This window comes from Butyricimonas hominis (genome assembly GCF_014287455.1).
GTDB classification, from domain to species: Bacteria; Bacteroidota; Bacteroidia; order Bacteroidales; family Marinifilaceae; genus Butyricimonas; species Butyricimonas muris.
In genome coordinates this window covers 105,354-131,370 of sequence record NZ_JACOOH010000005.1, presented here as the reverse complement: position 1 = coordinate 131,370, position 26,017 = coordinate 105,354, and the positions used below count along the sequence as shown (strand labels likewise).

The following is a 26,017-nucleotide window of genomic DNA, read 5'->3' as shown; positions in this document are numbered from 1 at the left end:
TGCGGCTTTTTTCATGCTCTAATCATCAAGTTCAACCCTCACTCCTTCAATCTGTTCAACATTCAAATCGCTCTCGTTACTATTCGATGCGATATCATAATGCGGAAGAGGATTTTTCTGTAACTCGATATTCTGTTCCCGGTGTACAAACACATCCATTGCCAGATAAAGAGCGTTACGCATTCCTTGCTCATCACCTATATTCTGTCCCACGATATCATAACCGGGCTCCGTCAAGGAGGTAGAACAAATCACGGGAAGTCCGGCTACATAACAAGCGGCACTTTCTTCATCTATTGCCTTAAACGCTGCCACTCCTTGATCGTAATACATCGCGAGAACGGCATCAAACTTCTCGTACATTTTCTCGGAGAAGAACCGATCGGCAGAGAATGGGCCTATTGCCATGATTCCCTCTTGACGAGCCTGCTCAATAGCCGGCACGATGATATTCACCTCTTCATCACCGTTCTGTCCGCAATTCACTTGAGGATTCAAACCCAACACGGCAATTTTAGGTTTTGATATCGTGAAATCAATTCTCAATGTATCATCCAACAACATCAATTTTTTCAAGATATTCTTCCGTGTAATCTGGTGGGGTACATCACGTAATTTTGAATATTCCGTCACGAATCCCATTTTCATCTTCTCGCTCACGAAAAGTGACATAGCCTCGGAAGTATTATAACGTTTTGACAAATATTCTGCCAAAGAATTTGCCTCTTCCTTTAGAAAACTTTCCGGTCCTTGAGGAGCCAACGTCAACACGTCAATCTCGTTACGCTCCAACTGATCCAGAGCGTATTTTAAAGCAATCATCGAGGCTTGATCCGAATCAGGAGTCTCCTTACCTAAATCCACTTTCACGTTGTCATCCACACAATTGATAATATTAGATCTTTTCCCGTTCGCCTCTCTAGGTTCCCGAATCGTGTTCAAATTAAAATTCTCCACGTTTAATACCTTCCGGTAGTAGGCTGCCACTTTGGGCGACCCGTATAGAATAGGGACACACAACTCACAAATCCGGTTCTCCGCCAACAGTTTTATGATCAATTCATAAGATATTCCGTTTACATCTCCATGCGTGATACCTACATTTAATCTATTTTCCATATTATACAATATTTCATTTGCACAAAGATAATGAAATAGTTCATAAAGTTTATAAGGTTCATAAAGTTTATAAAGTATAGCTCCCTAACGTAGGCTTTACCTACGGCAGCAGAACTGCCGATAAACTTTGCCCGAAGGATACCCGTTACTTTATGAACCTTAAAAACCTTATAAACTTTAAAAACGAAAGGGGCGTTAAGCCCCTTTCTATCTATTCTCTATCTCTTCTTTCCGGTCTCGGACCTCTATCATGGCGAGGACCTCTATCCTGTCTTGGGCCGCGGTCTTGACGATCTCCGCGATCCTGACGATCACCACGGGGACGATCGTTTTGTTGCTCCATCCCTTCGGGTTTCGGAAGCAACACTTTCCGGGAAAGTTTGAACTTACCGGTTTTAGGATCTATATCGATCAATTTCACGCGAACCTTATCACCTTCTTTCAAGGCATCTTCCACTTTTTCAATACGTTTGTGGTCGATTTCAGAAACGTGCAGCAATCCGTCTTTACCGGGCATAAATTCAACGAAAGCACCGAATGCAGTGATCGTTTTCACGACACCTTCATAAACTTCCCCAACCTCCGGCTTGCTAGCGATAGCTTTGATACGGGCAACCGCGAGCTCGATAGCCTCGGCGTTGCTGGCAGAAATATCCACGATACCTTGATTACCCACTTCCTCGATAACGATAACGGCACCGGATTTCTCTTGAATATCTTGAATAATCTTTCCACCGGGACCAATGATAGCACCGATCTGGTCTTTATCCACCGTGAGAGTCACCATACGCGGAGCGTGCGGTTTCAACTCCGGACGAGGCTCAGGTAAGGTTTCTTTAATAATATTCATGATATGCAAACGTCCCTGTTTTGCTTGCTCCAAAGCTTTCTCCAGAATCTCGTAAGGAAGTCCGTCAACCTTGATATCCATCTGGGTAGCGGTGATTCCATCCACGGTTCCGGTTACCTTGAAGTCCATATCCCCCAAGTGATCCTCGTCACCCAAGATATCCGACAACACGGCATATTTTTCATTATCGGTAATCAATCCCATCGCGATACCCGTTACCGGTTTCTTGATTGGGATACCGGCATCCATCAATGCCAATGTTCCGGCACACACGGTAGCCATGGAAGACGAACCGTTAGATTCCAAAATATCCGAAACGATACGCACGGAGTAAGGATAACCATCCGGCAACATACGCTTCAATGCGCGGTGAGCCAAATTTCCATGACCTATTTCACGACGTCCCACACCGCGGGAAGGCTTTGCCTCACCTGTAGAGAACGGCGGGAAATTATAGTGCAACAAGAATTTTTCTTTTCCTTGTTCCGTGGCTTCATCAATAATCTTTTCATCGAGTTTGGTTCCCAGAGTAACGGTAGCCAATGCCTGTGTTTCACCGCGGGTAAAGACAGACGATCCGTGAGGTCCGGGTAGAGGACCTGCCTCACACCAGATAGGACGAATCTGATCGGTAGTACGACCGTCCAGACGCAAACCCTCGTCCAAAATCATTCTACGTACAGCTTCTTTCTCCACGTCATGATAATAACGACCGACAAGCATCTTCTTCGCCTCTCTCTCCTCTTCCGGAAGAGATTCCAAATACTCATCTTTCACCTGAGTGAACAATCTCTCGCGCAAATGTTTATCCGCGTTGCACTGGCGGGCCATAGCGTAAGCCTTGTCATAGCATTTAGCCCAAATATCTTTACGAAGTTCCTCGTCATTCACTTCATGACTGTAAACCCGCTTCTCTTTACCGACAGCCGCAGCCAATTCCTCTTGTACCCGACAATGATCTTTTATAGCCTCGTGAGCGAAGATAATAGCCTCCAGCATCTCTTTCTCGGACACCTCGTTCATCTCACCCTCCACCATCATGATATTCTCGTAAGTAGCGGCAACCATAATATCCAAATCAGCCGTCGCCAATTGGCTTCTGGTCGGGTTGATCACCAACTCGCCATCCACACGAGCTACACGAACTTCGGAAATCGGTCCGTGGAAAGGAATATCACTCACGGCGATAGCGGCAGATGCAGCCAACCCTGCCAAACAATCCGGCATCGTCTCGGCATCGCCCGAATACAATGTTACCTGCACGAAAGTCTCGGCATGGTAATCATCCGGGAACAAGGGACGCAACGCACGGTCTATTAAACGGGATACCAGAATCTCGTAATCGGAAGTTCTTCCCTCCCTGCGAGTGAATCCCCCGGGGAAACGTCCCAGAGAAGCGAACTTTTCTTTATAATCCACGGACAAAGGCATAAAGTCCACGTCCGGGCCTGCATCCTGTGCAGAAACAACCGTAGCCAGAAGCATCGTATTGCCCATCTTCAACATAACAGCCCCATCGGCTTGTTTGGCGAGCTTTCCGGTCTCTAGCGTAATTACCCTACCATCTTTCAGGGTAATGCTTTTTTCAATTACATTCATAGAAATAATAATACTGTTAAAATATAAAACATTTTAACGGAATTCTTTAAGATAAAAGGAGGAGGAGGGGAGGATTTTAATAAAAAGACGATCCGGGCAATCCGGATCGTCCGGTATGTAATTACTTACGTAAATTCAATGCTTTCACGATAGCACGATATCTCTCGATATCTTTCTTCTTCATGTAATCAAGCAACGCTCTACGTTTTCCAACCAGTTTAATCAAAGATCTTTGAGTAGCGAAATCTTTGTGGTTTTTCTTTAAATGCTCGGTCAAATGAGCGATACGGTAGGAAAATAAAGCTACTTGTGACTCAACAGAGCCGGTATCTTTATTAGACTTCCCGTACTGTGAAAAAAGTTCTTCTTTCTTTTCTGATGTCAAATACATGATGTTCAGTTCTTTAAATTTAAAAATTATTTTAACGCCGCAAAGATATACTTTATTCCGACATCAAACAATCTTTTCCATCCCTTTTTGTATTTTTGTACTCAAAATTACAACGACATGATCAGAAAAGGGAAAACACTAATATACTTCATCATGCTATTCATTCCGGCTCTCGCGTTCGGGCAGAAAGCCAAGATCGCGTTCGAGAAAAACACGATCGACGCAGGTCTGGTACAGGAAACCGGAGGAAAAATCACGTATAACTTCAAATTCGTGAACAAGGGCAAAGCACCGTTACTAATAAAATACGTAGAAACGACTTGTGGATGTACTGTTCCAAAATGGAACCGCCGTCCGATCCTGCCACAGGACAGCGGAACCATCTCCGTGGTCTTCAACCCGAAAGACCGTCCCGGTACCTTCTCCAAGAAAATTATCGTGTACACCAATGGTAACCCGCCCAATCTTGTCTTAAAATTAAACGGAGAAGTCGTGGGCAAACCCGCGGACATAGATAAAGAATATCCCTTCACAGCGGGAGAGTTACGCGTCAACACGGACACCATCTCCATAAACCAATTAAAAACAAAACAACAAATCGTGAATATGATCAATACCGGCAAAAAAAATATATCCATTACATCCATCGTCAAACCCGACTACCTAGAAGTAGATTACACCCCCTTCACCATGGAGAAAGGAATGATCGGCAACCTCATCATCCGCTACACCGGAAACGAGAACACCGCGTTCTCTCCCGCCGATCGACTTGTAATCCAAACCAGTCAAGGCGAGAGCTTCAACTTCTCCCTTGTTTATTAATCATTTTCAATTTTGCATTTTCAATTTTCAATTAGTATGGTTTATCCTGAAAATTTCGAGACAAAAATAAAATTCGACAAAATAAGACAACTTATCAGCAACAACAGCCTGAGTGACATGGGACGTGAGCTGGTAGACAATATCACGTTTTCATCCGACGCGGATTGGATTCGCACCTCACTCTCCGAAACGGCGGAATTTATACGCATCTGTCAGGAAGAAGAGAATTTCCCGGTATCTTATTATCACGATGCCCGTCCTTTTCTCGCTCGCGTAAGAGTCGAAGGGCTATTTCTGGAAATAAACGAACTGGTAATACTAAAAAACTCGCTGGAATCATTGAACGCCATTACCCGTTTTTTCAACAACAAACAGGAACAATACCCTTCACTGGTCGCTCGTGCCGGGGACATACGTGTATTCCCGTATATATTGCAGCGTCTGGATTCCATCGTTTCCAAATTCGGCACGATAAAAGACTCCGCCTCCCCTGCCCTCGCGAATATCCGGCATAGTATCACAAAAAAACAATCCGGAATATCCCGCCGCATGCAAGCCTTATTGCAGAAAGCACAGGAAGAGGGCTGGGCGGACAAAGACACGAACATATCCATCCGTGACGGCAGAATGGTTATTCCCGTTCCCGCCGCCTACAAACGAAAAATAAACGGTATCGTGCATGACGAATCGACAACCGGAAAAACATCATATATCGAACCCACGGAAATCATCGAAACCAACAACGAGATCCGGGAGTTGCAATTAGAAGAAAAACGGGAAATCACCCGTATCCTCCGCCAGTTCGCGGATGACATACGTCCCTATATCGACGACTTGATCCCAGCATACGATTTCATGGCTTTCGTGGACTTCGTTCGCTCGAAAGCTCTTTTCGCCATTCGGGTAAACGCTATCGTACCCGTCTTCGAGAATCGTCCCGAGATGTTATGGTACAAGGCAAAACATCCCCTGTTATACCTTAGTTTAAAAGCCAACGGCAAGGAAGTCATACCTCTGGATATCGAAATCAACGAGGAACAACGTATCGTCCTAATCTCCGGCCCTAACGCCGGGGGTAAATCCGTTTGCTTGCAAACTGCCGGACTCTTGCAGTACATGTTCCAATGCGGCATTCCCGTACCCGTGGAAGAATCGAGTAAATTCGGGATATTCCGCAAGATACTTATTGACATGGGTGACGAACAATCACTCGAAAACGATTTGAGTACATATAGTTCCCATCTGGTGAACATGAAAAATTTCGTGCGTTACGCGTCAGACGATACATTAATCCTAATCGACGAGTTCGGAACGGGCACGGAACCCATGCTGGGAGGAGCCATTGCCGAAGCAATACTGAACGCTTTGAACCAGAACCAAGTGAAAGGAGTTATCACTACCCACTACACTAATTTGAAGCACTTTGCCTCCTCTGCCCCGGGCATCGTGAACGGTGCCATGCTATACGATTCCCACCGGATGCTTCCCTTGTTCCAATTGGAAATCGGCAAACCGGGTTCCTCTTTCGCATTCGAGATAGCCAAGAAGATAGGACTCCCGAAGGAGATTCTCGACGATGCCGCCGGCAAAATCGGGGAAGACAGGGTCAACTTCGACAAGCACTTGAAAGAAATTCTACGGGACAAACGGTACTGGGAAGAAAAACGGAAACGCATTCACGACAACGAAAAACGCCTCGAGGAAGTGCTGGAGCGTTACAAGAAAGAACTGGATGATGCTTCCAAATTAAGAAAAGAGATTATCAAAGAAGCGCAGGAAAAAGCAAAGGAAATCATATCCGGTGCGAACAGCACGATAGAGAGAACCATCCGGGAAATCAAGGAAAGCCAAGCAGAAAAAGAGCAAACGAAATTGGCAAAGGCTGCCTTTGAAGAAGAAAAACAACGCCTCCTCGCGGAAGAACAAGGCGAAGAAGAACGTCTTCAAAAGAAAATCGAGAAACTGAAGAACCGGGAAAAGAAACGTCAAGAACGGGGAAAACAACCGCAAACCGCCACGCCGGAACAAGAAACCCGAAAAACACTCGCGCTCAATAAAGGAGATCTCGTGCAACTCGACAATAAAGCTATCGGCGAAATTATCGAAATCAATGATAAAAGCGCCGTGATTGCCCTAGGCGGACTGATGACAACCGTGAAAACGGAACGTCTAACGAAAGTATCCAACAGCGTGGCAAAGAAAATAACACAAAGCAAGCCGAGGCAAAGCACCTCGTCCTATCTGGAAAACATCAGCCAGAAACGCATGGACTTCAAGCCGGAAATTGACGTCCGCGGGTTGCGGGGGGACGAGGCTCTCATGAAAGTAGCCGAATTTATAGACTCGGCTGTCATGCTGAACATGAAAGACTTGCGTATCCTGCACGGGACGGGTACCGGTGCCCTTCGGCAGATTATCAGGGATTACTTGAGAACGAATCCCGTCGTCGGTCATTGCGGGGACGAACACGTGCAAATGGGAGGCTCAGGAATCACGGTTGTCAAACTGGATATCTGAAAAACACGCCAAACTAAAATAGTGGACACGAGAGAACCAAATTTCTCTCGTGTTTAAGTCAAAATAAGTTAAATAATAAATATATTTAATATACGTGACTTGTACTTGATTAATATCAACTCCCATTCAATTCCCATTCAACTCCCATTCATCCCCTATTACAAAGGTTGAATAATAGAATTTAAATTGAATTTGAATAAAATTTAATAATAGCAAAATACATGGTATAACTATAGTCTATTCTAGCCCGATAACTGAATTGGACAGAAATTCACCTCGAACAAGGAAGAAAAACTGTAAAAATTTTTTGACAAGAGTTTATCTTGCATTTTTGAAATAAGCATATACCAATATACAGTATTATCATGACCAATAATAATAAAGTTATTGATCATACCGTGAACACGGGAATTCTACATGAAAAATCAACGACTTAAATCTTTCTTTTTTTCAAACATTTTTTGCATGATTCGGTCATATTCCATATCATCCAATTCCACTTCCAACATGACTTTCCGTTTGGAAGAAGTCGTTTGTAACTCATTCACACGGTCTGCACCAATAACTTTATTCTCCTCTCCTAAACACTCCGAAAATACGCGAAACAGATCGACATTCAACACCATGCAAATTTGATACAACAGATGTGTATCAATTGATTGACGCTTGAAAAGATTGTACACAACTGTCCTCTCCTTATTAATCATCCGAGCGAATTGACTGATACTCAAACCACTCTTCTCAAATTCTTGCCTTATTATCTCTCCTATATCTAATTTCATGGAATAAAAATACGAGAATTATACAGACAAAAGAACCGCCATCTGTATTATATAATCACAAAAATGTTGCACAATTCTTGCATAAGTAAATTTTATACCATACTTTTGTAAAGTTAATACAACAATTCACTTGTTATTGTATAAATAAACCTATAGAATTATTCAATGTTTAATAAAAAAAGTGTTATGAGAAAAATTGGTTTACTAGTTGTTTTAATAACTATGGTAATGTTCTCTTGCGTGGACGACAAAGAATCTGCAACAGTTGAACAAATGCGTACGGCAAAAACTGCATGGTTGCAAGCTCAAGCCGAAATGATAAAAGCACAAGGCGAAGCCCAAAAGATTTTAGCCGAAACAGAGAAATTAAAAGCGGAAAATGACGCCAAAAACGAGGCTGCACGTATCGAAATAGAGAAATTGAAAGCCCAAGCTGAAGCCGCGAAGACCGAAGCCGAGGCTGAACAAATCCGTGCAGAAATCGAGAGAATCAACCAAGAAGTGGAGCAAGCTCGTTTGGAATTCGAATACCAACAACGGTTGAACGAACTGGAATACCAAGTAGCCGAGGCAAAAGCCGCCTACAAATTACAAGAATTCCAAAACAAATTAAACCAAGCTATCATCGATGGCAAATTAAACTCGGGACTTATTGAAGTGTACAATCAATACACTTCAGCATTAAATAAGTTGCGCGGTGCAGAACTTAAAGTTTCCCAAAAACAACAGGAAATTGCCACGAAAGAGAAAACGATTAACAGCGGTTATGATGGCTACGTGAAAGGGCTGCAAACAGAAATTGCCACAGCACAAAAAAATATCGAGGAGGCTAAAGCAGCACTGGAAACATGGATGGAAAACAACACAGATGTGACTAAAGACGAAGCATCTAAAAAAGTTGAAGAATTAAACGCCCAAAAAGAAGCGTTGGATAAAAAATACAGCGATTTAACCTTAAAATTAATCGACTTACAAGCCGACCAAAGCAAATTGCTTGCAGCGCTAGATGCAGCTAAAAAAAATCAAAGCAACGCTAACAATGCAAAAAACAAAGCTGGAGAAGAGCTAGAAAAGGCAACCCAAGCGTACGAGGATGCTGAAAATGGTCTAAATTCAGCTAAACAAGATATCATCAACGAGTTCCCGGAATTTGAATACGGGGTTACTACCAATATCGAGAAAAAACAAGCAGAGTTAGAAAAAGCAACCGCCGAAACGGCAAAAACATTAGCAGAAGCAAAGGTTGCTTTAGAAAAAGCAAAGACCAGTATTCCGGAATTATTCGCCACCAAAGAAAATGCTGAAAAAGCTGTTGAACCTATTCAAAAGGAAGCAGAAAGATTGACAAAAGAATTAGCTGAAGCAACGGAGGAAAAAGCTGTTTGCGAGGGGAAACAAGCTGCATTGAAAGAAAAAATGGAAACAGAAAAAGGCGTGTATGACAACCATCTCGCCGAAGTAAAACGGCTAACCGAGCTTTTAAAAGACGAGTCATTAAGTGCCGATGAAATCGCCGGATACCAAAGAGAGTTAAAAATCGCAGAGGAACTGGCAGCTGAAACAAAAATAACTTACGATGCCGCTAAAAAAGCACACGACGACAACGAAGCCGCACTCAAAGAAGCAAAAGATAGCATCGAAGAGTTAAATAAAGAAATCGAGAAAAATGCAAAAACTTTAGCTGAAGCAGTGGTTGCAATGGAAAAAGCCGAAAAGACTTACAACGACACGATGGAAGCCGTGAAAGAGGGCGGTGAATTGCAAAACAAGATCGCAATAGCGGAAAGTAACGCTAATAACGCAGAAGAAGCTGAAGCTAATTTCAAAGAGAGACTAGAGGCTGCCAACAAAACTCTTACCGATTTCTTAGCTGATAAAGAAAAAGCAGAGAAAGCTTTTGCCACTGCCGAAGAAACTTTGGAAGCATCCGTAAAAGCTGTTGAAGATGCAGAAAAAGCAATAGAAGATTCTGAATACTCGGCTATCAAGAAAGAAAGAGAGAACATCGAGAGTGAAAAAGCTGTTTACGATGCCTTAATCACTAAATACGAGGAGTTAATCAATGATGGTTCTCTGACAGAGTACAAGGAAAGTATCGAAGCTAAAATCAAAGAGTGTAACGAAAATATCGCCACATACACTGAAACCATTGAGGAAAATCAAGCCCTAATCAAAGAATTCGAAGCAGCAGAAGAGGCTGAGAAAGACGAAATCGTTAATAGAGGTCATGAAACCTTGAGGAATGAAATTGCAATACTTGAACAAGAAATCAAGAACCTGCAAGAAATCATCGTATATAACCAAGCAGAAGTTGACCGTTTGAAAGGAGTTATCGACTCTTTGGAAGAAGCTGAATAAAAATACTGACGAACACATCATCGGGCGTTAATCGCCCGATGAAAACAAACACTATTCTAATATGTTAAAAAGAGTATTGACAATTGCCATCATCATGACGGGTTCGGTTCTGCTGGCGAATGCACAAGAGAAGCAAGAAGATGTCACCCCGAAGAAAGGAGACAAGGCAGTTTCCTTGAACTTGGGCGTGGGTTCTTTTGTCGGCATGGAAGCCCCGGCTCCGAATCTAAGCAGCTACAATATCTCTGCACCTCAAACCAGCTGGTTTGACAAACAGCTATCCTTGAACTTCGAGTTCAAATGGATGTTTGCAGAGAAATGGGCATTAAAAGCGATGGGAGGATTCTCGTTCAAAAACAACCCCGAGTACAAAGCCGTTCCCGGCAGTAGCACCGAGGGAAAATTTGAAGAAGGGGACGTCCCGGATTACAAATTCGTAACCTCGAAAGATAATTTGAAATATTCCGTGGTACTCGGGGCTGAACGTTACGTGAAAACCAAATACAATAAGTTATTTTTCCGCTACGGGGGTGAGTTCGGGTTTTCCTACGGACGCCAAACGGCAAAAGCCGACGACGAATCTTACTTGGGTAAATCCGTCGGGGAAGCATTCGGCTACCGGGTAGCCGGGGTGACCGGCTTCGATTATTTCGTTTCGAAAGCATTTTTCATTTCAATCGAAATACGCCCGTTGGCATACGACTACACGGTGTACAATATTCGCCCGCAAGTCGGATTAAAACTTCTATCTTCAGACAGACACGGTATCGACTTTTTGTCTAACCCAATGTTGAAAATCGGATTCCGATTCTAACAAATTATATTGCAACCAGAACGTACGGGAGTCTTTCCCGGGAGTAGCAGAGGATGTTTTGACACATCCTCGCTCTTTTATATAAAATATAGCTGACAAAAGATTTTTTACAGGGAAAAGAGTAATATTAATCTGACACGATACAGGCGGCAGAGTCACCATTTCGCAAACGAAATTCCCCAAAGCGATTATGTAGAATATTATTTGTATTTCTAAATTAAATGTTATAATTTTGCGTCGTACGAGTGTTTAGCCTAGTTTTGAAAATATCATGTATCGGATTCCTTTCGAAAAGCCAAGTAGAAAGAGGTATTCATACATTTAAAATATTTGAAAATGCAACCAGCTCGGAGAGGCCGGACAACTCTTCGAGATATTGAAAGGGATACCGAGTGTATCCCTTTCTCCTTTTTTCTCCCGCCGTGCATAATTATTTTCAGCTTTTGCATAATTATAGTGGTGATTTATAAGGTTTATCATTCATTATATCGTATTTTTGTCATGTAATCAAAAAAACCAATTTATGTCTAAGATTGTTGAGGTAAATGTTCAATCCGAAATCGGAAAACTGAATGGAGTTATCCTCCATACACCAGGCGAGGAGGTAGAAAACATGACTCCTGAAAACGCTGAGAGAGCGCTCTACAGCGATATTTTAAATCTATCAATTGCACGAAAAGAATACAAACAGCTCAGTGAAGTCTTGGGTAAGATCACGAAAACTTATCAAGTAAGAGACTTGCTGACGAACATTTTAAAGGACGATGCCATCAAGTTGGAAGTGCTCAACCGCATCGAAAAAATAGAACCTTTTATCGCGGAAGAAACACCCAAAGGTTCGATCAAGGATAAATTATTGGATGAAGATGCAGAAGATTTAGCCCGTTTACTCATCGAAGGGGTGGAAATGAAACGGGACACGTTGACCAAATTCCTGAATAAAGATTGGTATGACCTGCGTCCGTTGCATAATTTCTTCTTCACTCGCGATGCATCCATGAGCATGTATAACGAGGTACTCATCGGCCGCATGGCAAATGCAGTACGCGATCGCGAAGCCGTGATCATGCAGTCTATTTTTGATTTCACCCCCGGGTTCAAAACACACACCCTTAATTTGAACACGACAAACGACCCCACCCGCAAATTAACAATCGAGGGAGGTGACGTTCTGATCGCTCGTGACGATATTTTAGTAATCGGTAACGGGGCACGTACCACCACTCGCGGTATCGATGCACTGATGTATAACTTCATCAACCGGAACGAAGATAAAGTACAACATATTCTGGTACAGGAATTACCCCATTCTCCAGAATCATTCATCCACTTGGATATGGTATTTACCTTCTTGGATAAAGACAAATGTATGGTTTACGAGCCCCTGATTATGAGCCCGGGCAACTACCAGACCGTGCATATCAAGATTCAACACGGCAAATTAATCAGTATCCGCAGGGAGAAAACCTTGTTACATGCGTTGAAAAAACTGGGAATGGACTTGGAGCCCGTGTATTGTGGCGGCGAAGACGAAACTTGGAACATGGAAAGAGAACAATGGCACAGTGGTGCAAACTTCTTCTGCGTGGCACCGGGTAAAGTCATCGGTTACGCTCGTAACAATTATACCGTGGAAGCCATGAGCAACGCCGGGTTCGAGATTATCCGCGCTTGTGACGTGATTAGCAATAAAGTAGATTTAAAGAACTACAACAAATACATGCTTACCATTGAAGGTTCGGAACTTCCCCGCGGAGGAGGAGGTGCCAGATGCATGACCATGCCGATCAACCGGGATGAAGTAGAGTGGTAAAGAAATGAAAAAAGCCTCCGAACGGAGGCTTTTTTCATTTCTCCCCGATATATAAACTGGCGATTCCGAACGTCAACCGTTGCTGAGAAACATTAGCATAACCGGAACGACGCATGATTTCCAAGAACTTCTCTCCTTGAGGGAAAGCGAATACCGAAGCCGGCAAATACTCGTAAGCCTTCCGGTTACCGGAAATAATCCCTCCCACGAAAGGCAGTATATTTCTGAAATAAAAATTGTATAGCTGTTTCATAGGAAATCTTTCAGGCGTGGAAAATTCTAAAATAACCACCTTTCCCCCGGGACGCAACACCCGGCACATTTCCGTCAACCCCTGCTCCAAGTGCTCGAAGTTACGTACGCCGAAAGCCACTGTCACGGCATCAAAAGTATTATTCCCGAACGAAAGATTCTCACTATCCCCGTACTGGAAATCGAGTTGGTCTGCCAGTCCCTTGTTTTTCGCTTTCTCACGGGCAACAACCAACATATTCTCGGATATATCCGCCCCAACCACACGCTTCACGCCATGCTTCAACGCCTCGATAGAAAAATCACCCGTACCGCAAGCGATATCCAACACCAGCTCTTTCCGCCCGGCTCCTACCACTTTCATCGCTTTTCTCCGCCAACGTTTATCAATCCCCATAGATAACAAGTGGTTCAACAAATCATACTTGGGCGCAATCCCGTTGAACATCTCCTGTACCTTTTCTTTCTTTGCCATTATTTTTTCATTTATTTCAACGGCGAAAATAATCAATTTTTAGCTTCTAAAACAATAACCGCCTGTATAACTCAAAACAAAACATGTATAAAGTACACACGAAAAAATCGTGAGAACCCTTTGCAGAGAGTCCTCACGACACGAAATATAAACTCAAATCAAAACCTCCGAAAGTATAGTTATTTGCTCGATGTACCGCTTTCCAGAATACTGACAATCGAGAACAGGGAAAAGCATATCGCTCCCAAACCGATCAGTACACGCGAAGGTACAAAGAAAGCGTTATCCAGTGACGCCTCTTCAAAAAGGAAGGCTCCCAAGAAAAGAGCAAACAAAGCTGTCATGACCGGAATCAAAGGTATCCGGTTCGCCAATTTACATTCTTGACGCCACACCTTTGCCAATAAAAGAACCTTACTGGAAATACTGAAACAAACCAGCCCGAGGCCAATCAAGATAAAACCGGTAGTATTCACGGGAGCCGCTGCAGCCAACAACTCTACAATTCCCCCTACAATACAGATAGTCCCCATGAAAAATACCAGTCTAGGCCAATTTTTTCTATCTTTTTCCCCGTAATCATTCCTGATCTGACGGGAAATACTTGCAACCAAACCAATCAGACTCGTACATATACAAGCCAAGCCCGCCATGACACTCCCGGCAACCAGATGATCGCCCTCGGAAGCCCCGGACAATAAAACGATAGCCCATACCCATGCCACCAAAGCCAGCACGATAGTGATTCCTATCAGCGTGGATTCCGTCGTCGCTGAAAAACCTGCCGGGTTAATTTTATCACTCGTCCCGTGGGAATTTCCCGGAATCAATGTAAATTTAGTCGATGAAGTCGCCGCCGTAGAGATACAACCGGCGATTAATGCCACCCCGCAAATCACGTGCCCCGGCACGAACATATTCTGCGGTTCCGCCATGTTCAACAAAGTGATCCCCCAAATCATAGTACCCAAGGCAAACAAATACCCCATGGCAGGCAACAAATACTTCACCACAGGATTATACGTGTGGATCAACTGACGAATGATCGTGGCAGCCGTGGCATAAAGGGCTAAACAAAGAACTCCTAATGAAAACACGACCGGCCCTGCCACCCAACGAGCTTCATCATTCCCGTAACCGAAAATATACCCCCCGAAAAAGAAGCAAATCAACGCCATCAATAAGGGAATTAAACGAAACAAAACACTAATACCGTAATTCATAAGCAATTCATTTTAATACCTATGCATATACGGCGATTAACATATTCGGTTAACCCGTTTCTTTGAAAATTATATTAAAAAACCTAATCATTCAGTACCTTCCACAACATATCTTTCAACTCCGTGATGCCGCTTCCCGTGACGGAAGAAATAAAAACGTAAGGAATATCCGGCAAGTCCTGTTCTATTTCCGCCATGAGTTCCCGGTCTATGAAATCGGACTTCGTGATTGCCAGCAATCTTCTTTTATCCAACAATTCCGGATTAAATTGCTTCAACTCGTTCAGCAATATCCGGTACTCCTCGTGAATGTCCTTACTATCACACGGCACCATAAATAATAATACCGAATTTCGCTCGATATGACGCAAGAATCGCAATCCCAATCCTTTACCAAGGTGAGCCCCCTCAATGATACCGGGGATATCCGCCATAACAAAAGAACGATTATCCCGGTAATTCACGATTCCCAAGTTCGGTACCAACGTTGTAAAAGGATAATTGGCAATCTCCGGTTTCGCTGCCGACACCACGGACAACAAGGTCGATTTTCCGGCATTCGGGAATCCCACCAATCCCACGTCGGCAAGTACTTTCAACTCCATAATCACGGTACGCTCCACGCGCGGTTCCCCGGGTTGCGCGTAACGAGGTGTCTGATTCGTGGCAGAACGGAAATTCCAGTTTCCAAGACCACCTCGTCCTCCTCGAACGGCAATAGCCGTTTCACCGTCCCGGGTAATCTCACAAACCGTTTCACCCGTGTCCGCATCCCGAGCCACTGTCCCGAGAGGCACGTCCACGATTACATCTTCCCCGTCCGCCCCTGTACACAAATTACCGCTTCCACTCTCCCCGTCGCCCGCGAACACGTGACGTTGGAATTTCAAGTGAATCAATGTCCAATAATTACGATTCCCACGCAAAATCACGTGACCGCCGCGTCCTCCATTTCCCCCGTCAGGCCCGCCTTTAGCGGAACGCTTATCCCGGTGCAAATGCATGGAGCCCGGTCCCCCGGCTCCGCTACGACAGAAAATTTTCACGTAATCGACAAAGTTCGTTGATGCCATCCTTTTTTATTTTAGATTTATGATTTATGATTTTAGATTCCAAATTAAAAATGACATCATTCACTCGTCATTTTCAATTTTCAATTTTCAACTTTCAATTGTATACAAGTCCGGTAGATTCCGTCCCAGCCCATCGTAATCCAAGCCTCGCCCGACCACGAAGTCGTTCCCCAAGGGAATGCACGTGTAATCAAGAGTCAAGTCATACCTCAAAGCCCCCGGCTTATAAAACATAGCCGCGATCTTCACTTGTTTCGGGTTCCTCTCCTCCAACATACGCTTCAAGTACACCATAGACTCTCCCGAATCTACCATATCTTCCAAAACCACGACAGTACGTCCGGCAATATCTTCTTTCAAACCTATCAAGTTCTGCACGTTTCCGGAAGAAGCAAGCCCGTCATACGAGGCAATCTTCACGAAACTGATTTCTGTCCCTTCCACCGTGATTTTCTTCAGCAAATCGGACACGAACATAAAAGCCCCGTTCAGAACACCAATAAACAAGGGAGATTCCCCTGCCAAATCCTTATTCATTTGTCGGGCAACCCGGTCTATCGCCTGTTCAATCTCCTCTGCCCCGATCAATAACCGGAAATCCCGATCATGCAGTCTGATTGTTTTCATATCACAAATATTTCTCCCGAATGACTGTTTTCCATCTTCGGACTCGTTTTTTTATTTAACTTTGCGCAAAAGTACAACTTTGAATTTAAAATCCGGTAAAAATATGGATCCAAAAGTAAGTATTATCATGGGTAGCACTTCTGATCTACCCGTTATGGAAAAAGCCGCAAAAGTATTGAATGACTTTTGCATACCTTTCGAAATCAATGCTCTTTCCGCTCACCGCACGCCGGCAGAAGTGGAAGCCTTCGCCAAAGGCGCTCGCGAACGGGGCATCGAAGTTATCATCGCCGGAGCCGGAATGGCAGCACACCTGCCGGGTGTTATCGCCGCCATGACTCCCGTCCCCGTTATCGGAGTACCCATCAATGCCTCCCTCGACGGTATGGACGCCCTCTTGGCTATCGCCCAAATGCCCCCGGGCATCCCTGTCGCCACCACAGCCATCAACGGAGCCATGAACGCCGGAATATTGGCAGCACAGATTCTTGCCGTGGGTGACAATGCATTAAAAGCGAAAATCGTTGATTTCAAAGAATCCTTGAAAAAGAAAATCGTTGACGCCAACAATGAACTGGCAAAAGTAAAATACGATTACAAGACGAATTAAGGAGGTGTGTTTTACACACCTCTAGTCTATAAAAGACGAACCTTCAGTTCATAAATACTCTTGACTTTATGACATGATGGACTTTATAGACCTTACAGACCAGAGGATGTGTTTTGCCACATCCTCTTATTAATCGTACTTGATAAAATTCACATTTTCCCCATTTTTATAAGTTATAACTTATAAATTTCATATCTTTGGATATGCGGCTCCAAAGCCGTCTTTCATACCAATAACCTAAACTTCCAAAGATGTGTAGAGCAGTACTTTTCTGTATATTTCTATTCATGCTCCCTGCCATTCTTCACTCGCAGGAAATCACGGATATAGAGAAATTATTACAAGACAATGACGTGGAAGCTTCCGAATCTTATTATGAAGATATCGTGGCAACCCTTTTGAATCTGTCCACAAACCCTATAAATATTAATTCCGCACCTTTCGACAGCCTGAAAATGCTCTTTTTCCTGTCAGATGCACAGATTGACAATTTACTGGAATTTCGGGAAAAGCATGGTGCTTTCATGCACCCGAACGAGATTCTATTGGTTACAGGTATCGGCACTAGAGATTTAGAAAATATCAAACCCTTTATCCGCATCGGGGATTACACTCCCGGTACAACCCGCCTTCCCCGATTGCACCACGAGATACTGGCTCGCGTCAAAACCACACGCCCACAACAAGCCGGTTACAAGCAATACAGCCGAGATGCATTCATTTATGAAAAAGATTACCTCACCAAAAAAAGAAACCGTTTCCAAGGTCCGCCCGTAAGCACCTTGTTAAAATACAAAGCTACCGCCGGAAACCGCTGGCACGGAGGTATCACCCTCGAAAACGACGCGGGTGAGAATTATTTCACGAAAAACCAGAAACCCGGATTCGACTTTCTCTCCGCCCACCTCTGCTACACGCCCGGTAATACCATTCAAAAAATATGCGTCGGAGATTATAAAATACAATGGGGACAAGGATTAATCGCGTGGGGCGGATTCTCTACCGGCAAATCATCCGCTTCACTGAGTAACGAAAAATCAGGAAACGGCATCATGCCCTACTTCTCCACCGACGAGAATCGCTTTCTCCGGGGTGGCGCCATCAGCCTACAACCTTTTCGGGATATGACAACAGAAATATTCATCTCCTACAAAAAGACCGACGGCAACCCGCTCGCCACGGATACCCTCACCCCGGAAGCCTTACGCACAGCCACACTCTATCAAACAGGTTATCACCGCAACGCACTGGAATCAGAGAAGAAACACACGCTGAAAGAATTTACGACCGGACTCTCCACCCGCTTGAATCACCGCTACTTTCGAGCGGGGATACAAATTCTATATTACAATTTCACCCCCGCTCTCGCCATCGGGAAATCCACTTACCAGCAATACAACGACCGGGGACGCCATCGCACCCTCATCAGCATCGACTATAAAACGGGAGCCCGCCACTGCTTTCTATTCGGGGAAATCGCCCGCGGCGACAATGGCTCATGGGCAACCATCAACGGATTGCGTTACACGGGTTTCCGCCCCGCAGCACTAAGCGTCATTTATCGCCGATACGATAAAGACTTCCGCTCCCATTATAACAGCGGATTCGCCGAATACTCGAATACCTCCAACGAAGAAGGCATATACGCAGGACTGGAATGTACACCTTTCCGCGACTTGAAACTTAACGCGTACTACGACCATTTCCGTTTCTTCGCACCCCGTTATCAAGCAACACTCCCCGGTTCCGGAAACGAGGTCTCGGGTGAAGTCACCTACTCCCGTCCCCGCTGGGAATGTAGCCTGCGTTTCAAACACGAGGGGAAACCGGAAGACTACAAAGCAGAAAAAATCATCTCCGTCACTTGCGTAAAACAAGAATACAGACTCCAATTCTCCTACATCCCCAGTGAATGCCTGAAACTACAAAGCCGTGCCACCTATGTCCGCTACGCAAAACAAGAGAAAAAAGAGTCCGGTTTTCTCGTTTATCAAGACATTGCCTATACTTCCCGCAAAGAAAACGTTAAAGCCCAGTTTCGTTTGGCATACTTTGATACAGACAGCTACAATGCCCGCGTATACGCCTACGAACATAACGTACTTTACGGGTATTCTTTCCCGGCATACCAAGAACGGGGTGTACGTTCCTACTTGAATCTGAATTGGAAACCCGTCCGCCGCATCACGCTATACCTCAAAGCCGGCGTAATCTATTATCCGGACAAAACGATTATCAGCTCCTCTTTGACACAAGTGGACGACAACAAATTATTCGATTTTACTTTCCAAGTTCGAGTCAGAATATAACAAACCGGACTCACACCCCTGTATGTCTTCCCCTCAACACCCGTTCCACATCTTCCAACCCGTACCCCTTGGCAATCAATAACACAATATAGTGATACATCAAATCCGCCGCCTCGTTCAAGAACAATTCTTCGTTGTCATCCTTCGCTTCAATCACCAGTTCAACGGCTTCCTCGCCCACTTTTTGAGCGACCTTGTTAATACCCTTGCCTATCAATCGTGCCGTGTACGATACCTCCGGAGAATCATTTTTACGTTTTCGCAAATATTGTTGCAAATAATGCAGAAAATCACTCTCCCGGTTGACCTCGCCCCAACACGTGTCGCTCCCCGTGTGACAAGTAGGTCCGGCAGGTATCGCTTTCACCAACAACGAGTCATTATCACAATCAGCGAGTATCTCTTTCACGTGTAGAAAATTACCACTTTCCTCCCCCTTCGTCCACAAGCGTTGACGGGAACGACTGAAAAAACACACTTTACCCGAATCCAACGTTTTCGCAACAGACTCCGCGTTCATGTACCCTTGCATCAATACTACCCGGGTTTCAGCATCTTGCACGATTGCCGGAATCAACCCGTTTACATCAAATTTCAATTTTTCCAATGCTATCATCTCTCTTTTCATTTTTAACGTACAACAATTCCTTTCTCTTTCAAATAACACTTCAACTCCGGTATCCCGACCTGTCCGAAATGGAATACCCCTGCCGCCAGCACGGCATCCGCCTGCCCGCGAACAAACGCGTCATAAAAATCCTCCATACACCCCGCTCCCCCGGATGCGATAACCGGAACCCGCACCATTTCACCCAGTCGAGCCACGGCATCGCAGGCAAAACCTTGATGTGTCCCGTCATGGTCCATCGACGTGAACAAAATCTCACCCGCACCCCTCTCCTCTGCCTCCCGTGCCCACGAGAAAAGCTCCCGTTCCGTCGCCAAACGACCGCCATGACTATAAACCTGCCAACCATCCGCACCTTGTTTCGCGTCAATCGCCACCACCACACACTGTCGCCCGAATGCCCCCGACAACCGATTAATTAAACCGGGCTCAGCCAACACACTCGAATTTACAGACACCTTATCCGCACCTTTCCGCAACAACACCTCGACATCTTTTTCCGATGATATTCCTCCCCCCACCGTAAAAGGAATATTCACCGCACGAGCCACTCGTTCCACCCATTCCGCCATCGTCTTCCTCTTGTCACAACTCGCCGTTATATCCAAAAACACCAATTCATCCGCCCCCTCTTTCGAATAACGCTCAGCCAGTTCCACGATGTCCCCCGCGTCCCGTAAATTCTCGAAATTCACCCCTTTTACCGTTCTCCCGTCTTTTACATCCAGACAAGGAATTATTCTCTTTGCTAAAAACATACCAATTTATGATTTAAGATTTATGATTTATGATTCTCGATTTATGATTTTTCCCACGAACTAACGTTTTTAATCGTAAATCGTAATTCATAAATCATAAATTAATTAAATTTTCCCCTCATACAACGCTTTCCCCACTATGACCTCTGTCACACCCGCACCTGCCAACGCCTTCACGTCTTCTTTTGAACTCACTCCCCCGGAAGCAATCACCGTCAATTCCGGGAAACGGGTCACCAACTCCCGGTATAAAGGCAATGCCACGCCCGCCAACATCCCGTCCCGCTCTATATCCGTGCACATCAAATATTTCAACATGGGACGGTACCATTCCACCAACTCAAATACAGTCGTTTCCGTTTCACGTTTCCACCCGTTGATATACACCCGCTCCCCGCGGACATCCGCACCTACAATCACCCGCTCCCGCCCGTATCGTTCCAACCACAGGGTAGTTTTCCGTCTATCCTGTTGTGCCATACTCCCCAAGCAAACAAATGAAGCCCCGGCATCAAACACCCGGCAAATATCATCCTCCCCTTTTATCCCACCACTAAAATCCACCCGCAAACGTGTATGCTTACATATTCTTTCCAGCACATCGACATTCACGACACGAGAAGCCGCCGCCCCGTCCAAATCCACGAGATGCAACCTCTCCATTCCCGCCGCTTCAAAACATCGTGCAGCCTCCAACGGGTCATCATGATAAACCTTACTCCTGTCATAATCTCCCTGCATCAAGCGCACACACTTCCCCCCGATAATATCTATCGCCGGAATAATCGTTATCTCCTTTTCCATATCACTCACCATTTTAAAAAGTTCTCAAGTATTCGTGCCCCTGTTTCAGCAGACTTCTCCGGATGAAATTGACATCCCCAGAAATTATCCTTCCGAATAGCGGCACTAAATTCCCGCTGATAATCACACGTCGCAATCGTATTTTCACACACGGGTACATAATAAGAATGCACGAAATAAACCCTCTCACCCTCGTTCACCCCCGTAAACAACGGACTCCTCAACTCCCGAATCCCGTTCCATCCCATGTGCGGCACCTTGCTCTCGCTCCCGAACTTCCGCACCCGTACAGGAAAAATCCCCAACCCGTCCGTGTTCCCCTCGTCCGAAGCCTCACACATCAATTGCATCCCCAAACATATCCCCAGCACCGGTACCCGCAATGATGATATTACCGTATCCAATCCGCTCTCTTTTAACTGGCGCATCGCGGCAGCAGCCTGCCCCACCCCCGGGAATATGACCTTATCTGCTGCCCGTATCACTTCCGCATCGGCACTACACGCCACCTCATATCCCAACCGCCGCACCGCCGTTTCCACCGAGAATAAATTTCCCGCACCGTATTCTATGATAACAACCTTTCCCATTTATGATTTAAGATTTACGATTTATGATTAAAATATTACCTTTTTCGTCGATGGCAACTCTCCCCCGTCCTTCTGTTCCACCGCCACACGCAAGCAACGCCCGAAAGCCTTAAAAATAGCCTCTATCGTGTGATGTGTATTCTCTCCCTTCGCCGTCACATGCAGATTACACTTTGCCGTCTGGCAAAAAGAAGCGAAAAAATGTTTGGTCATCTCTGTCGGGAAATCCCCCACGTACTCCCGGGTAAACACCGCGTTCCATTCCAACCAACCCCGTCCCCCGAAATCAAGCAACACCTCCGCTTTCGCCTCATCCATGGGTAAAGCAAAACCGTACCGCCCAATCCCCTTCTTACTCCCCAACGCCTCGGCAAAACAACTCCCCAGCACGATAGCCGTATCCTCTATCGTGTGATGTTCATCGACCTGCAAGTCCCCCTTCACGGCAACAACCAAATCAATTCCACCGTGGCGTGCAATCTGTTCCAACATATGGTCGAAAAAAGCCAATCCCGTACGTACGTCCCCTTCTCCCGAACCATTCAGGTCAAGCGCAACCTTCACGTCCGTTTCCGCAGTCTTTCTTTCTTTTACTGCCCGACGGCTGCCTTTTTTCAAAAAACGAACAATCCGTCCCCAAGAACCAGTACACAAAGCCACGGGTACCCCCTCCGGAACCTCCTCGCCCAAATAAATTCCCCGTATTCCCATGTTTTTCGCTAACTGCATATCCGTCACCCTATCCCCTATCACGTAAGAATACTCTCTATCCAATCCATCCCCCAAATACTTCTCCACCATACCAATTCCCGGTTTTCGACGAGGGGAGCCCTCTTCCGGCATACTCTCGTCTATAAGAATCTCGTCAAACACCACGCCTTCACCCGCCAACGTCCGTAACATAAATTCATGAGGCGGCAAAAAAGCCTCCATCGGGAAACGCTCCGTTCCCAAGCCATCTTGGTTACTCACCATAACCAACCGATAATCCGTATCCCTCGCCAACTCCCGCAAAGCCCCGATAACTCCCGGCACAAATTCCAATTTTGACATATTATCCACTTGAAAATCACCGGGCGGTTCCTTGATAATCGTTCCATCCCTATCTATAAACAAAATCTTCTTCATACATCTCGTCATCTAAAATCCTTTAATACCCGAATCAATAAATCATTTTCCTCCCTCGTCCCAATCGTAATGCGTAAGCCACCCTCCAACCGGGGCGGAATATGCCGCACCCGGACAACCAGCCCGTGAGCCAACAAATAATCATACACTTCCCGATAACAAGGCGTACACGCGAGCAAGAAATTCGCCTCCGAATCATACACCCGCTCAAAACACGCCATACCCCGCAATGCCACTAACACACGCTCCCTCTCCTGTTTGATTTCCTCGACTCTCTCCCGGAACAAATCCACATTCTTCAATGCCTCCAACGCCATTCGTTGCGTCACCGAACCGATATTATAAGGCGGCTTTACCTTATTCAGATACTTCACCAATCCCGGTTCCGCCATACATATCCCCACACGCAATCCCGCCAGTCCCCACGCTTTCGACAACGTCTGCAACACCACGACATTCGGGCACTCCCCCCGTAAACTTGTTGCCGACGGCACATCCGCGAAGTCGATATACGCCTCATCAACCACGACCAACCCATCAAACCGTGACGCAACCCGCCGAATCTCATCCAAGGGAATGACATTCCCCACCGGATTATTCGGGGTACAAAAGAAAATAATCCTTGTCCGTTCATCCACCCGCTCAAAAATACCCTCCCATTCCGGCATAAAATCATCGTCCAGCACCAAGTTCCGCACCTCCGTGCCATTCACCCGGGCGCTCACCTCGTACATCGAATACCCCGGAGAAAACACGATTATATTATCCCGCCCCGGTACACAAACCGTCCGTATCAACATATCAATCAACTCGTCACTCCCGTTACCCAACACCAACCGTGACACATCCACCTCCTTTAACCGGGCAACCTGCTGTTTCAGTTCCCGCTGATACGGGTCCGGATAGCGGTTATATCCCGAAGCGAACGGATTCTCATTCGCGTCCAACAACACCGCCCCCGCTCCCTCGAACTCCCCGCGGGCACAAGAATACGCCTCCAGTTCCCGTATATTCTCTCTTACCAAATTCTCAAACTCCATTTCCATGTTAGTTTATAAAGTTTATAATGTTCGTAAAGTTTATAAAGTATTCCGGCAGCCTCGCTGCCGAGAACAAAGTCCCCATACAGCCCATAAACCTCATAAATCTTATGAACTTTATGAACCTTATGAACTTTATAAACCTTACAAACTTTCAACTCGAACCCTTACCGCATTCCCGTGCGCCGTCAAATTCTCGTTATCTGCCATAATCTCTATCGTCTTCCCCAGATAAGCCAATCCCTCCGGTCGAATCTCTTGAAAACTAATCTTCTTCATAAAAGAATCCACCCCGACACCGCTATACGCCCGTGCATACCCGTTCGTCGGCAACGTGTGATTCGTCCCCGAAGCATAATCCCCCGCGCTCTCCGTCGAATAATTCCCCAAGAAAACAGAACCGGCATTCCGTATCCGCGGAACCCACGCCATGTAATCCTCCACGCACAACATCAAGTGTTCCGGGGCATAAAGATTCGCCATCTCCACGCACTCCTCCCGACTGTTCAACACCACGTACTTCGAACATTTCAACGCCATTTCCGCTATCGATTTGCGAGGCAATCTATCCAATTGCTCCCGCAACTCTCTTTCCACCTCTTCCACCAACCTCTCCACGCAAGTAACAAGCACCACCTGACTATCCGGACCGTGTTCCGCCTGTGATAACAAATCTGCCGCCACAAAACGGGGACAGGCAGTTCCATCCGCCACAATCATTAATTCCGACGGACCAGCCGGCATATCAATCGCCACCCCGTAACGCCCGACCATTTGTTTAGCCGCCGTCACGAAACGATTGCCCGGTCCGAAAATCTTATCTACCCGGGGTATCGTTCCCGTCCCCAACGTCAAAGCGGCAATCGCCTGAATCCCCCCAACTTTATATACCCGACTCACGCCACAAAGCCTTGCCGTCCACAAAATCACCGGATTCACCCGTCCATCCTCTCCCGGCGGCGTACAAATCACAACCTCCCGACATCCGGCAATACGCGCAGGTATAGCCAACATCAAGACGGTTGAAAACAACGGCGCACTTCCTCCCGGCACATACAACCCCACGCACTCAATCGCTCTCGCCTCCTGCCAACAACGGAAACCATTCGCATTCACGTATTCATTAATACCCGACAATTGCACCTCGTGAAACCGTTCTATGTTCTCCTTCGCCAGCCCAATAGCCTCTTTCAAATCCGCGGCTACCTCCCGGTCAGCAACTTCAAACTCTTCGTTCGTTACCTCAAAATCAGCCATCTTCACCCTATCGAAATACCACGTGTACTTCTTCAACGCCTCATCCCCATCACGAGCCACCTCATCAAACACCGCCTGACACACCTTTTCCAAATCCTCTCCCTTATTTACCGGACGTTCCAATATCTTCGCCCAATCCTCTTTTTTCGGATATAATATCTTATTCATAACCTTATTA

General features: G+C 45.6%; 22 protein-coding genes. 7 read left to right on the top strand and 15 right to left on the bottom strand.

Annotation, left to right across the window (positions count from 1 at the left end; genetic code table 11):
• Positions 1-18: 18 nt before the first annotated feature.
• The 3 genes from H8S64_RS12045 to rpsO all read right to left on the bottom strand — a co-directional run bounded on the left by H8S64_RS12045 (position 19) and on the right by rpsO (position 3,959).
• A complete protein-coding gene (locus tag H8S64_RS12045; protein ID WP_186976269.1) occupies positions 19-1,119 on the bottom strand; it encodes a PdxA family dehydrogenase in 1,101 nt (366 codons plus the stop codon).
• Between the two features lie 211 nt (positions 1,120-1,330).
• Positions 1,331-3,568 (bottom strand): polyribonucleotide nucleotidyltransferase, encoded by a 2,238-nt coding sequence (gene pnp, locus H8S64_RS12040; RefSeq protein WP_186976268.1) that lies wholly within the window; start codon positions 3,566-3,568, stop codon positions 1,331-1,333.
• A gap of 121 nt (positions 3,569-3,689) precedes the next feature.
• Complete coding sequence (gene rpsO, locus H8S64_RS12035) at positions 3,690-3,959, bottom strand: 30S ribosomal protein S15 (RefSeq protein ID WP_099293740.1); 270 nt, start codon at positions 3,957-3,959, stop codon at positions 3,690-3,692.
• Positions 3,960-4,076: 117 nt separating this feature from the next.
• Here rpsO and H8S64_RS12030 point away from each other — a divergent pair, with 117 nt between their 5' ends.
• Together H8S64_RS12030 and H8S64_RS12025 are read left to right on the top strand one after the other, a co-directional pair.
• Complete coding sequence (locus H8S64_RS12030) at positions 4,077-4,781, top strand: DUF1573 domain-containing protein (protein ID WP_186976267.1); 705 nt, start codon at positions 4,077-4,079, stop codon at positions 4,779-4,781.
• A 36-nt stretch (positions 4,782-4,817) separates the two neighbouring features.
• Positions 4,818-7,298, top strand: coding sequence for an endonuclease MutS2 (locus H8S64_RS12025; protein ID WP_186976266.1), 2,481 nt, complete (start codon positions 4,818-4,820; stop codon positions 7,296-7,298).
• A gap of 425 nt (positions 7,299-7,723) precedes the next feature.
• Here H8S64_RS12025 and H8S64_RS12020 read toward each other — a convergent pair whose 3' ends face one another.
• The gene (locus tag H8S64_RS12020) at positions 7,724-8,080 is read right to left on the bottom strand and encodes a helix-turn-helix domain-containing protein (RefSeq protein WP_176555135.1); all 357 of its coding nucleotides are present in this window, start codon (positions 8,078-8,080) and stop codon (positions 7,724-7,726) included.
• A 186-nt stretch (positions 8,081-8,266) separates the two neighbouring features.
• Here H8S64_RS12020 and H8S64_RS12015 point away from each other — a divergent pair, with 186 nt between their 5' ends.
• The 3 genes from H8S64_RS12015 to H8S64_RS12005 all read left to right on the top strand — a co-directional run bounded on the left by H8S64_RS12015 (position 8,267) and on the right by H8S64_RS12005 (position 13,065).
• Positions 8,267-10,438 (top strand): hypothetical protein, encoded by a 2,172-nt coding sequence (locus H8S64_RS12015; RefSeq protein WP_186976265.1) that lies wholly within the window; start codon positions 8,267-8,269, stop codon positions 10,436-10,438.
• A 61-nt stretch (positions 10,439-10,499) separates the two neighbouring features.
• Positions 10,500-11,252 (top strand): BT1926 family outer membrane beta-barrel protein, encoded by a 753-nt coding sequence (locus H8S64_RS12010; RefSeq protein ID WP_099293748.1) that lies wholly within the window; start codon positions 10,500-10,502, stop codon positions 11,250-11,252.
• A 523-nt stretch (positions 11,253-11,775) separates the two neighbouring features.
• The gene (locus tag H8S64_RS12005) at positions 11,776-13,065 is read left to right on the top strand and encodes an arginine deiminase (protein WP_186976264.1); all 1,290 of its coding nucleotides are present in this window, start codon (positions 11,776-11,778) and stop codon (positions 13,063-13,065) included.
• A 34-nt stretch (positions 13,066-13,099) separates the two neighbouring features.
• Here H8S64_RS12005 and ubiE read toward each other — a convergent pair whose 3' ends face one another.
• The 4 genes from ubiE to H8S64_RS11985 form a co-directional block, all read right to left on the bottom strand.
• Positions 13,100-13,792: a bifunctional demethylmenaquinone methyltransferase/2-methoxy-6-polyprenyl-1,4-benzoquinol methylase UbiE gene (gene ubiE / locus H8S64_RS12000; RefSeq protein ID WP_186976263.1), complete on the bottom strand. Its 693-nt coding sequence runs from the start codon at positions 13,790-13,792 to the stop codon at positions 13,100-13,102.
• Positions 13,793-13,971: 179 nt separating this feature from the next.
• On the bottom strand, positions 13,972-15,015 hold the full coding sequence (locus H8S64_RS11995; protein WP_099293754.1) for a DUF2776 family protein: 1,044 nt from the start codon (positions 15,013-15,015) through the stop codon (positions 13,972-13,974).
• 83 nt (positions 15,016-15,098) lie between these two features.
• Positions 15,099-16,088, bottom strand: coding sequence for a GTPase ObgE (obgE, locus tag H8S64_RS11990; RefSeq protein WP_099293756.1), 990 nt, complete (start codon positions 16,086-16,088; stop codon positions 15,099-15,101).
• Positions 16,089-16,175: 87 nt separating this feature from the next.
• Complete coding sequence (locus tag H8S64_RS11985) at positions 16,176-16,715, bottom strand: phosphoribosyltransferase (RefSeq protein ID WP_186976262.1); 540 nt, start codon at positions 16,713-16,715, stop codon at positions 16,176-16,178.
• 103 nt (positions 16,716-16,818) lie between these two features.
• Here H8S64_RS11985 and purE point away from each other — a divergent pair, with 103 nt between their 5' ends.
• Entirely contained in the window at positions 16,819-17,325 is a 507-nt protein-coding gene (gene purE, locus H8S64_RS11980) for a 5-(carboxyamino)imidazole ribonucleotide mutase (protein WP_099293760.1), read from the top strand.
• 251 nt (positions 17,326-17,576) lie between these two features.
• The gene (locus tag H8S64_RS11975) at positions 17,577-19,634 is read left to right on the top strand and encodes a helix-hairpin-helix domain-containing protein (protein WP_186976261.1); all 2,058 of its coding nucleotides are present in this window, start codon (positions 17,577-17,579) and stop codon (positions 19,632-19,634) included.
• A gap of 10 nt (positions 19,635-19,644) precedes the next feature.
• Here H8S64_RS11975 and hisIE read toward each other — a convergent pair whose 3' ends face one another.
• The 7 genes from hisIE to hisD form a co-directional block, all read right to left on the bottom strand.
• Entirely contained in the window at positions 19,645-20,250 is a 606-nt protein-coding gene (hisIE, locus tag H8S64_RS11970) for a bifunctional phosphoribosyl-AMP cyclohydrolase/phosphoribosyl-ATP diphosphatase HisIE (protein ID WP_186976260.1), read from the bottom strand.
• Positions 20,251-20,264: 14 nt separating this feature from the next.
• Positions 20,265-21,020 (bottom strand): imidazole glycerol phosphate synthase subunit HisF, encoded by a 756-nt coding sequence (hisF, locus tag H8S64_RS11965; protein ID WP_186976259.1) that lies wholly within the window; start codon positions 21,018-21,020, stop codon positions 20,265-20,267.
• A gap of 105 nt (positions 21,021-21,125) precedes the next feature.
• A complete protein-coding gene (hisA, locus tag H8S64_RS11960; protein WP_255469519.1) occupies positions 21,126-21,824 on the bottom strand; it encodes a 1-(5-phosphoribosyl)-5-[(5-phosphoribosylamino)methylideneamino]imidazole-4-carboxamide isomerase in 699 nt (232 codons plus the stop codon).
• Positions 21,825-21,829: 5 nt separating this feature from the next.
• Positions 21,830-22,414, bottom strand: a complete 585-nt coding sequence (gene hisH / locus H8S64_RS11955) for an imidazole glycerol phosphate synthase subunit HisH (protein WP_186976257.1) — start codon at positions 22,412-22,414, stop codon at positions 21,830-21,832.
• A 27-nt stretch (positions 22,415-22,441) separates the two neighbouring features.
• Positions 22,442-23,542 (bottom strand): bifunctional histidinol-phosphatase/imidazoleglycerol-phosphate dehydratase HisB, encoded by a 1,101-nt coding sequence (hisB, locus tag H8S64_RS11950; protein ID WP_186976256.1) that lies wholly within the window; start codon positions 23,540-23,542, stop codon positions 22,442-22,444.
• Between the two features lie 8 nt (positions 23,543-23,550).
• Positions 23,551-24,582 carry a histidinol-phosphate transaminase gene (hisC, locus tag H8S64_RS11945; protein WP_255469518.1) on the bottom strand — a complete coding sequence of 344 codons (1,032 nt, stop codon included), beginning with the start codon at positions 24,580-24,582 and terminating at the stop codon, positions 23,551-23,553.
• A gap of 144 nt (positions 24,583-24,726) precedes the next feature.
• The gene (gene hisD / locus H8S64_RS11940) at positions 24,727-26,007 is read right to left on the bottom strand and encodes a histidinol dehydrogenase (protein WP_186976254.1); all 1,281 of its coding nucleotides are present in this window, start codon (positions 26,005-26,007) and stop codon (positions 24,727-24,729) included.
• Positions 26,008-26,017 lie beyond the last annotated feature (10 nt).

Excerpts from the sequence above, each read along its gene's own strand:
- hisF (WP_186976259.1), bottom strand. The coding sequence starts at position 21,020 with ATGTTTTTAGCAAAGAGAATAATTCCTTGTCTGGATGTAAAAGACGGG.
- H8S64_RS12045 (WP_186976269.1), bottom strand. The coding sequence starts at position 1,119 with ATGGAAAATAGATTAAATGTAGGTATCACGCATGGAGATGTAAACGGA.
- obgE (WP_099293756.1), bottom strand. The coding sequence starts at position 16,088 with ATGGCATCAACGAACTTTGTCGATTACGTGAAAATTTTCTGTCGTAGC.
- hisH (WP_186976257.1), bottom strand. The coding sequence starts at position 22,414 with ATGGGAAAGGTTGTTATCATAGAATACGGTGCGGGAAATTTATTCTCG.
- H8S64_RS11975 (WP_186976261.1), top strand. The coding sequence starts at position 17,577 with ATGTGTAGAGCAGTACTTTTCTGTATATTTCTATTCATGCTCCCTGCC.
- H8S64_RS12025 (WP_186976266.1), top strand. The coding sequence starts at position 4,818 with ATGGTTTATCCTGAAAATTTCGAGACAAAAATAAAATTCGACAAAATA.
- H8S64_RS12005 (WP_186976264.1), top strand. The coding sequence starts at position 11,776 with ATGTCTAAGATTGTTGAGGTAAATGTTCAATCCGAAATCGGAAAACTG.
- H8S64_RS12015 (WP_186976265.1), top strand. The coding sequence starts at position 8,267 with ATGAGAAAAATTGGTTTACTAGTTGTTTTAATAACTATGGTAATGTTC.
- hisA (WP_255469519.1), bottom strand. The coding sequence starts at position 21,824 with ATGGAAAAGGAGATAACGATTATTCCGGCGATAGATATTATCGGGGGG.
- H8S64_RS12020 (WP_176555135.1), bottom strand. The coding sequence starts at position 8,080 with ATGAAATTAGATATAGGAGAGATAATAAGGCAAGAATTTGAGAAGAGT.
- H8S64_RS11995 (WP_099293754.1), bottom strand. The coding sequence starts at position 15,015 with ATGAATTACGGTATTAGTGTTTTGTTTCGTTTAATTCCCTTATTGATG.
- H8S64_RS12030 (WP_186976267.1), top strand. The coding sequence starts at position 4,077 with ATGATCAGAAAAGGGAAAACACTAATATACTTCATCATGCTATTCATT.
- pnp (WP_186976268.1), bottom strand. The coding sequence starts at position 3,568 with ATGAATGTAATTGAAAAAAGCATTACCCTGAAAGATGGTAGGGTAATT.
- ubiE (WP_186976263.1), bottom strand. The coding sequence starts at position 13,792 with ATGGCAAAGAAAGAAAAGGTACAGGAGATGTTCAACGGGATTGCGCCC.
- H8S64_RS11985 (WP_186976262.1), bottom strand. The coding sequence starts at position 16,715 with ATGAAAACAATCAGACTGCATGATCGGGATTTCCGGTTATTGATCGGG.
- hisD (WP_186976254.1), bottom strand. The coding sequence starts at position 26,007 with ATGAATAAGATATTATATCCGAAAAAAGAGGATTGGGCGAAGATATTG.
- hisC (WP_255469518.1), bottom strand. The coding sequence starts at position 24,582 with ATGGAGTTTGAGAATTTGGTAAGAGAGAATATACGGGAACTGGAGGCG.
- hisB (WP_186976256.1), bottom strand. The coding sequence starts at position 23,542 with ATGAAGAAGATTTTGTTTATAGATAGGGATGGAACGATTATCAAGGAA.
- rpsO (WP_099293740.1), bottom strand. The coding sequence starts at position 3,959 with ATGTATTTGACATCAGAAAAGAAAGAAGAACTTTTTTCACAGTACGGG.
- hisIE (WP_186976260.1), bottom strand. The coding sequence starts at position 20,250 with ATGATAGCATTGGAAAAATTGAAATTTGATGTAAACGGGTTGATTCCG.
- purE (WP_099293760.1), top strand. The coding sequence starts at position 16,819 with ATGGATCCAAAAGTAAGTATTATCATGGGTAGCACTTCTGATCTACCC.
- H8S64_RS12010 (WP_099293748.1), top strand. The coding sequence starts at position 10,500 with ATGTTAAAAAGAGTATTGACAATTGCCATCATCATGACGGGTTCGGTT.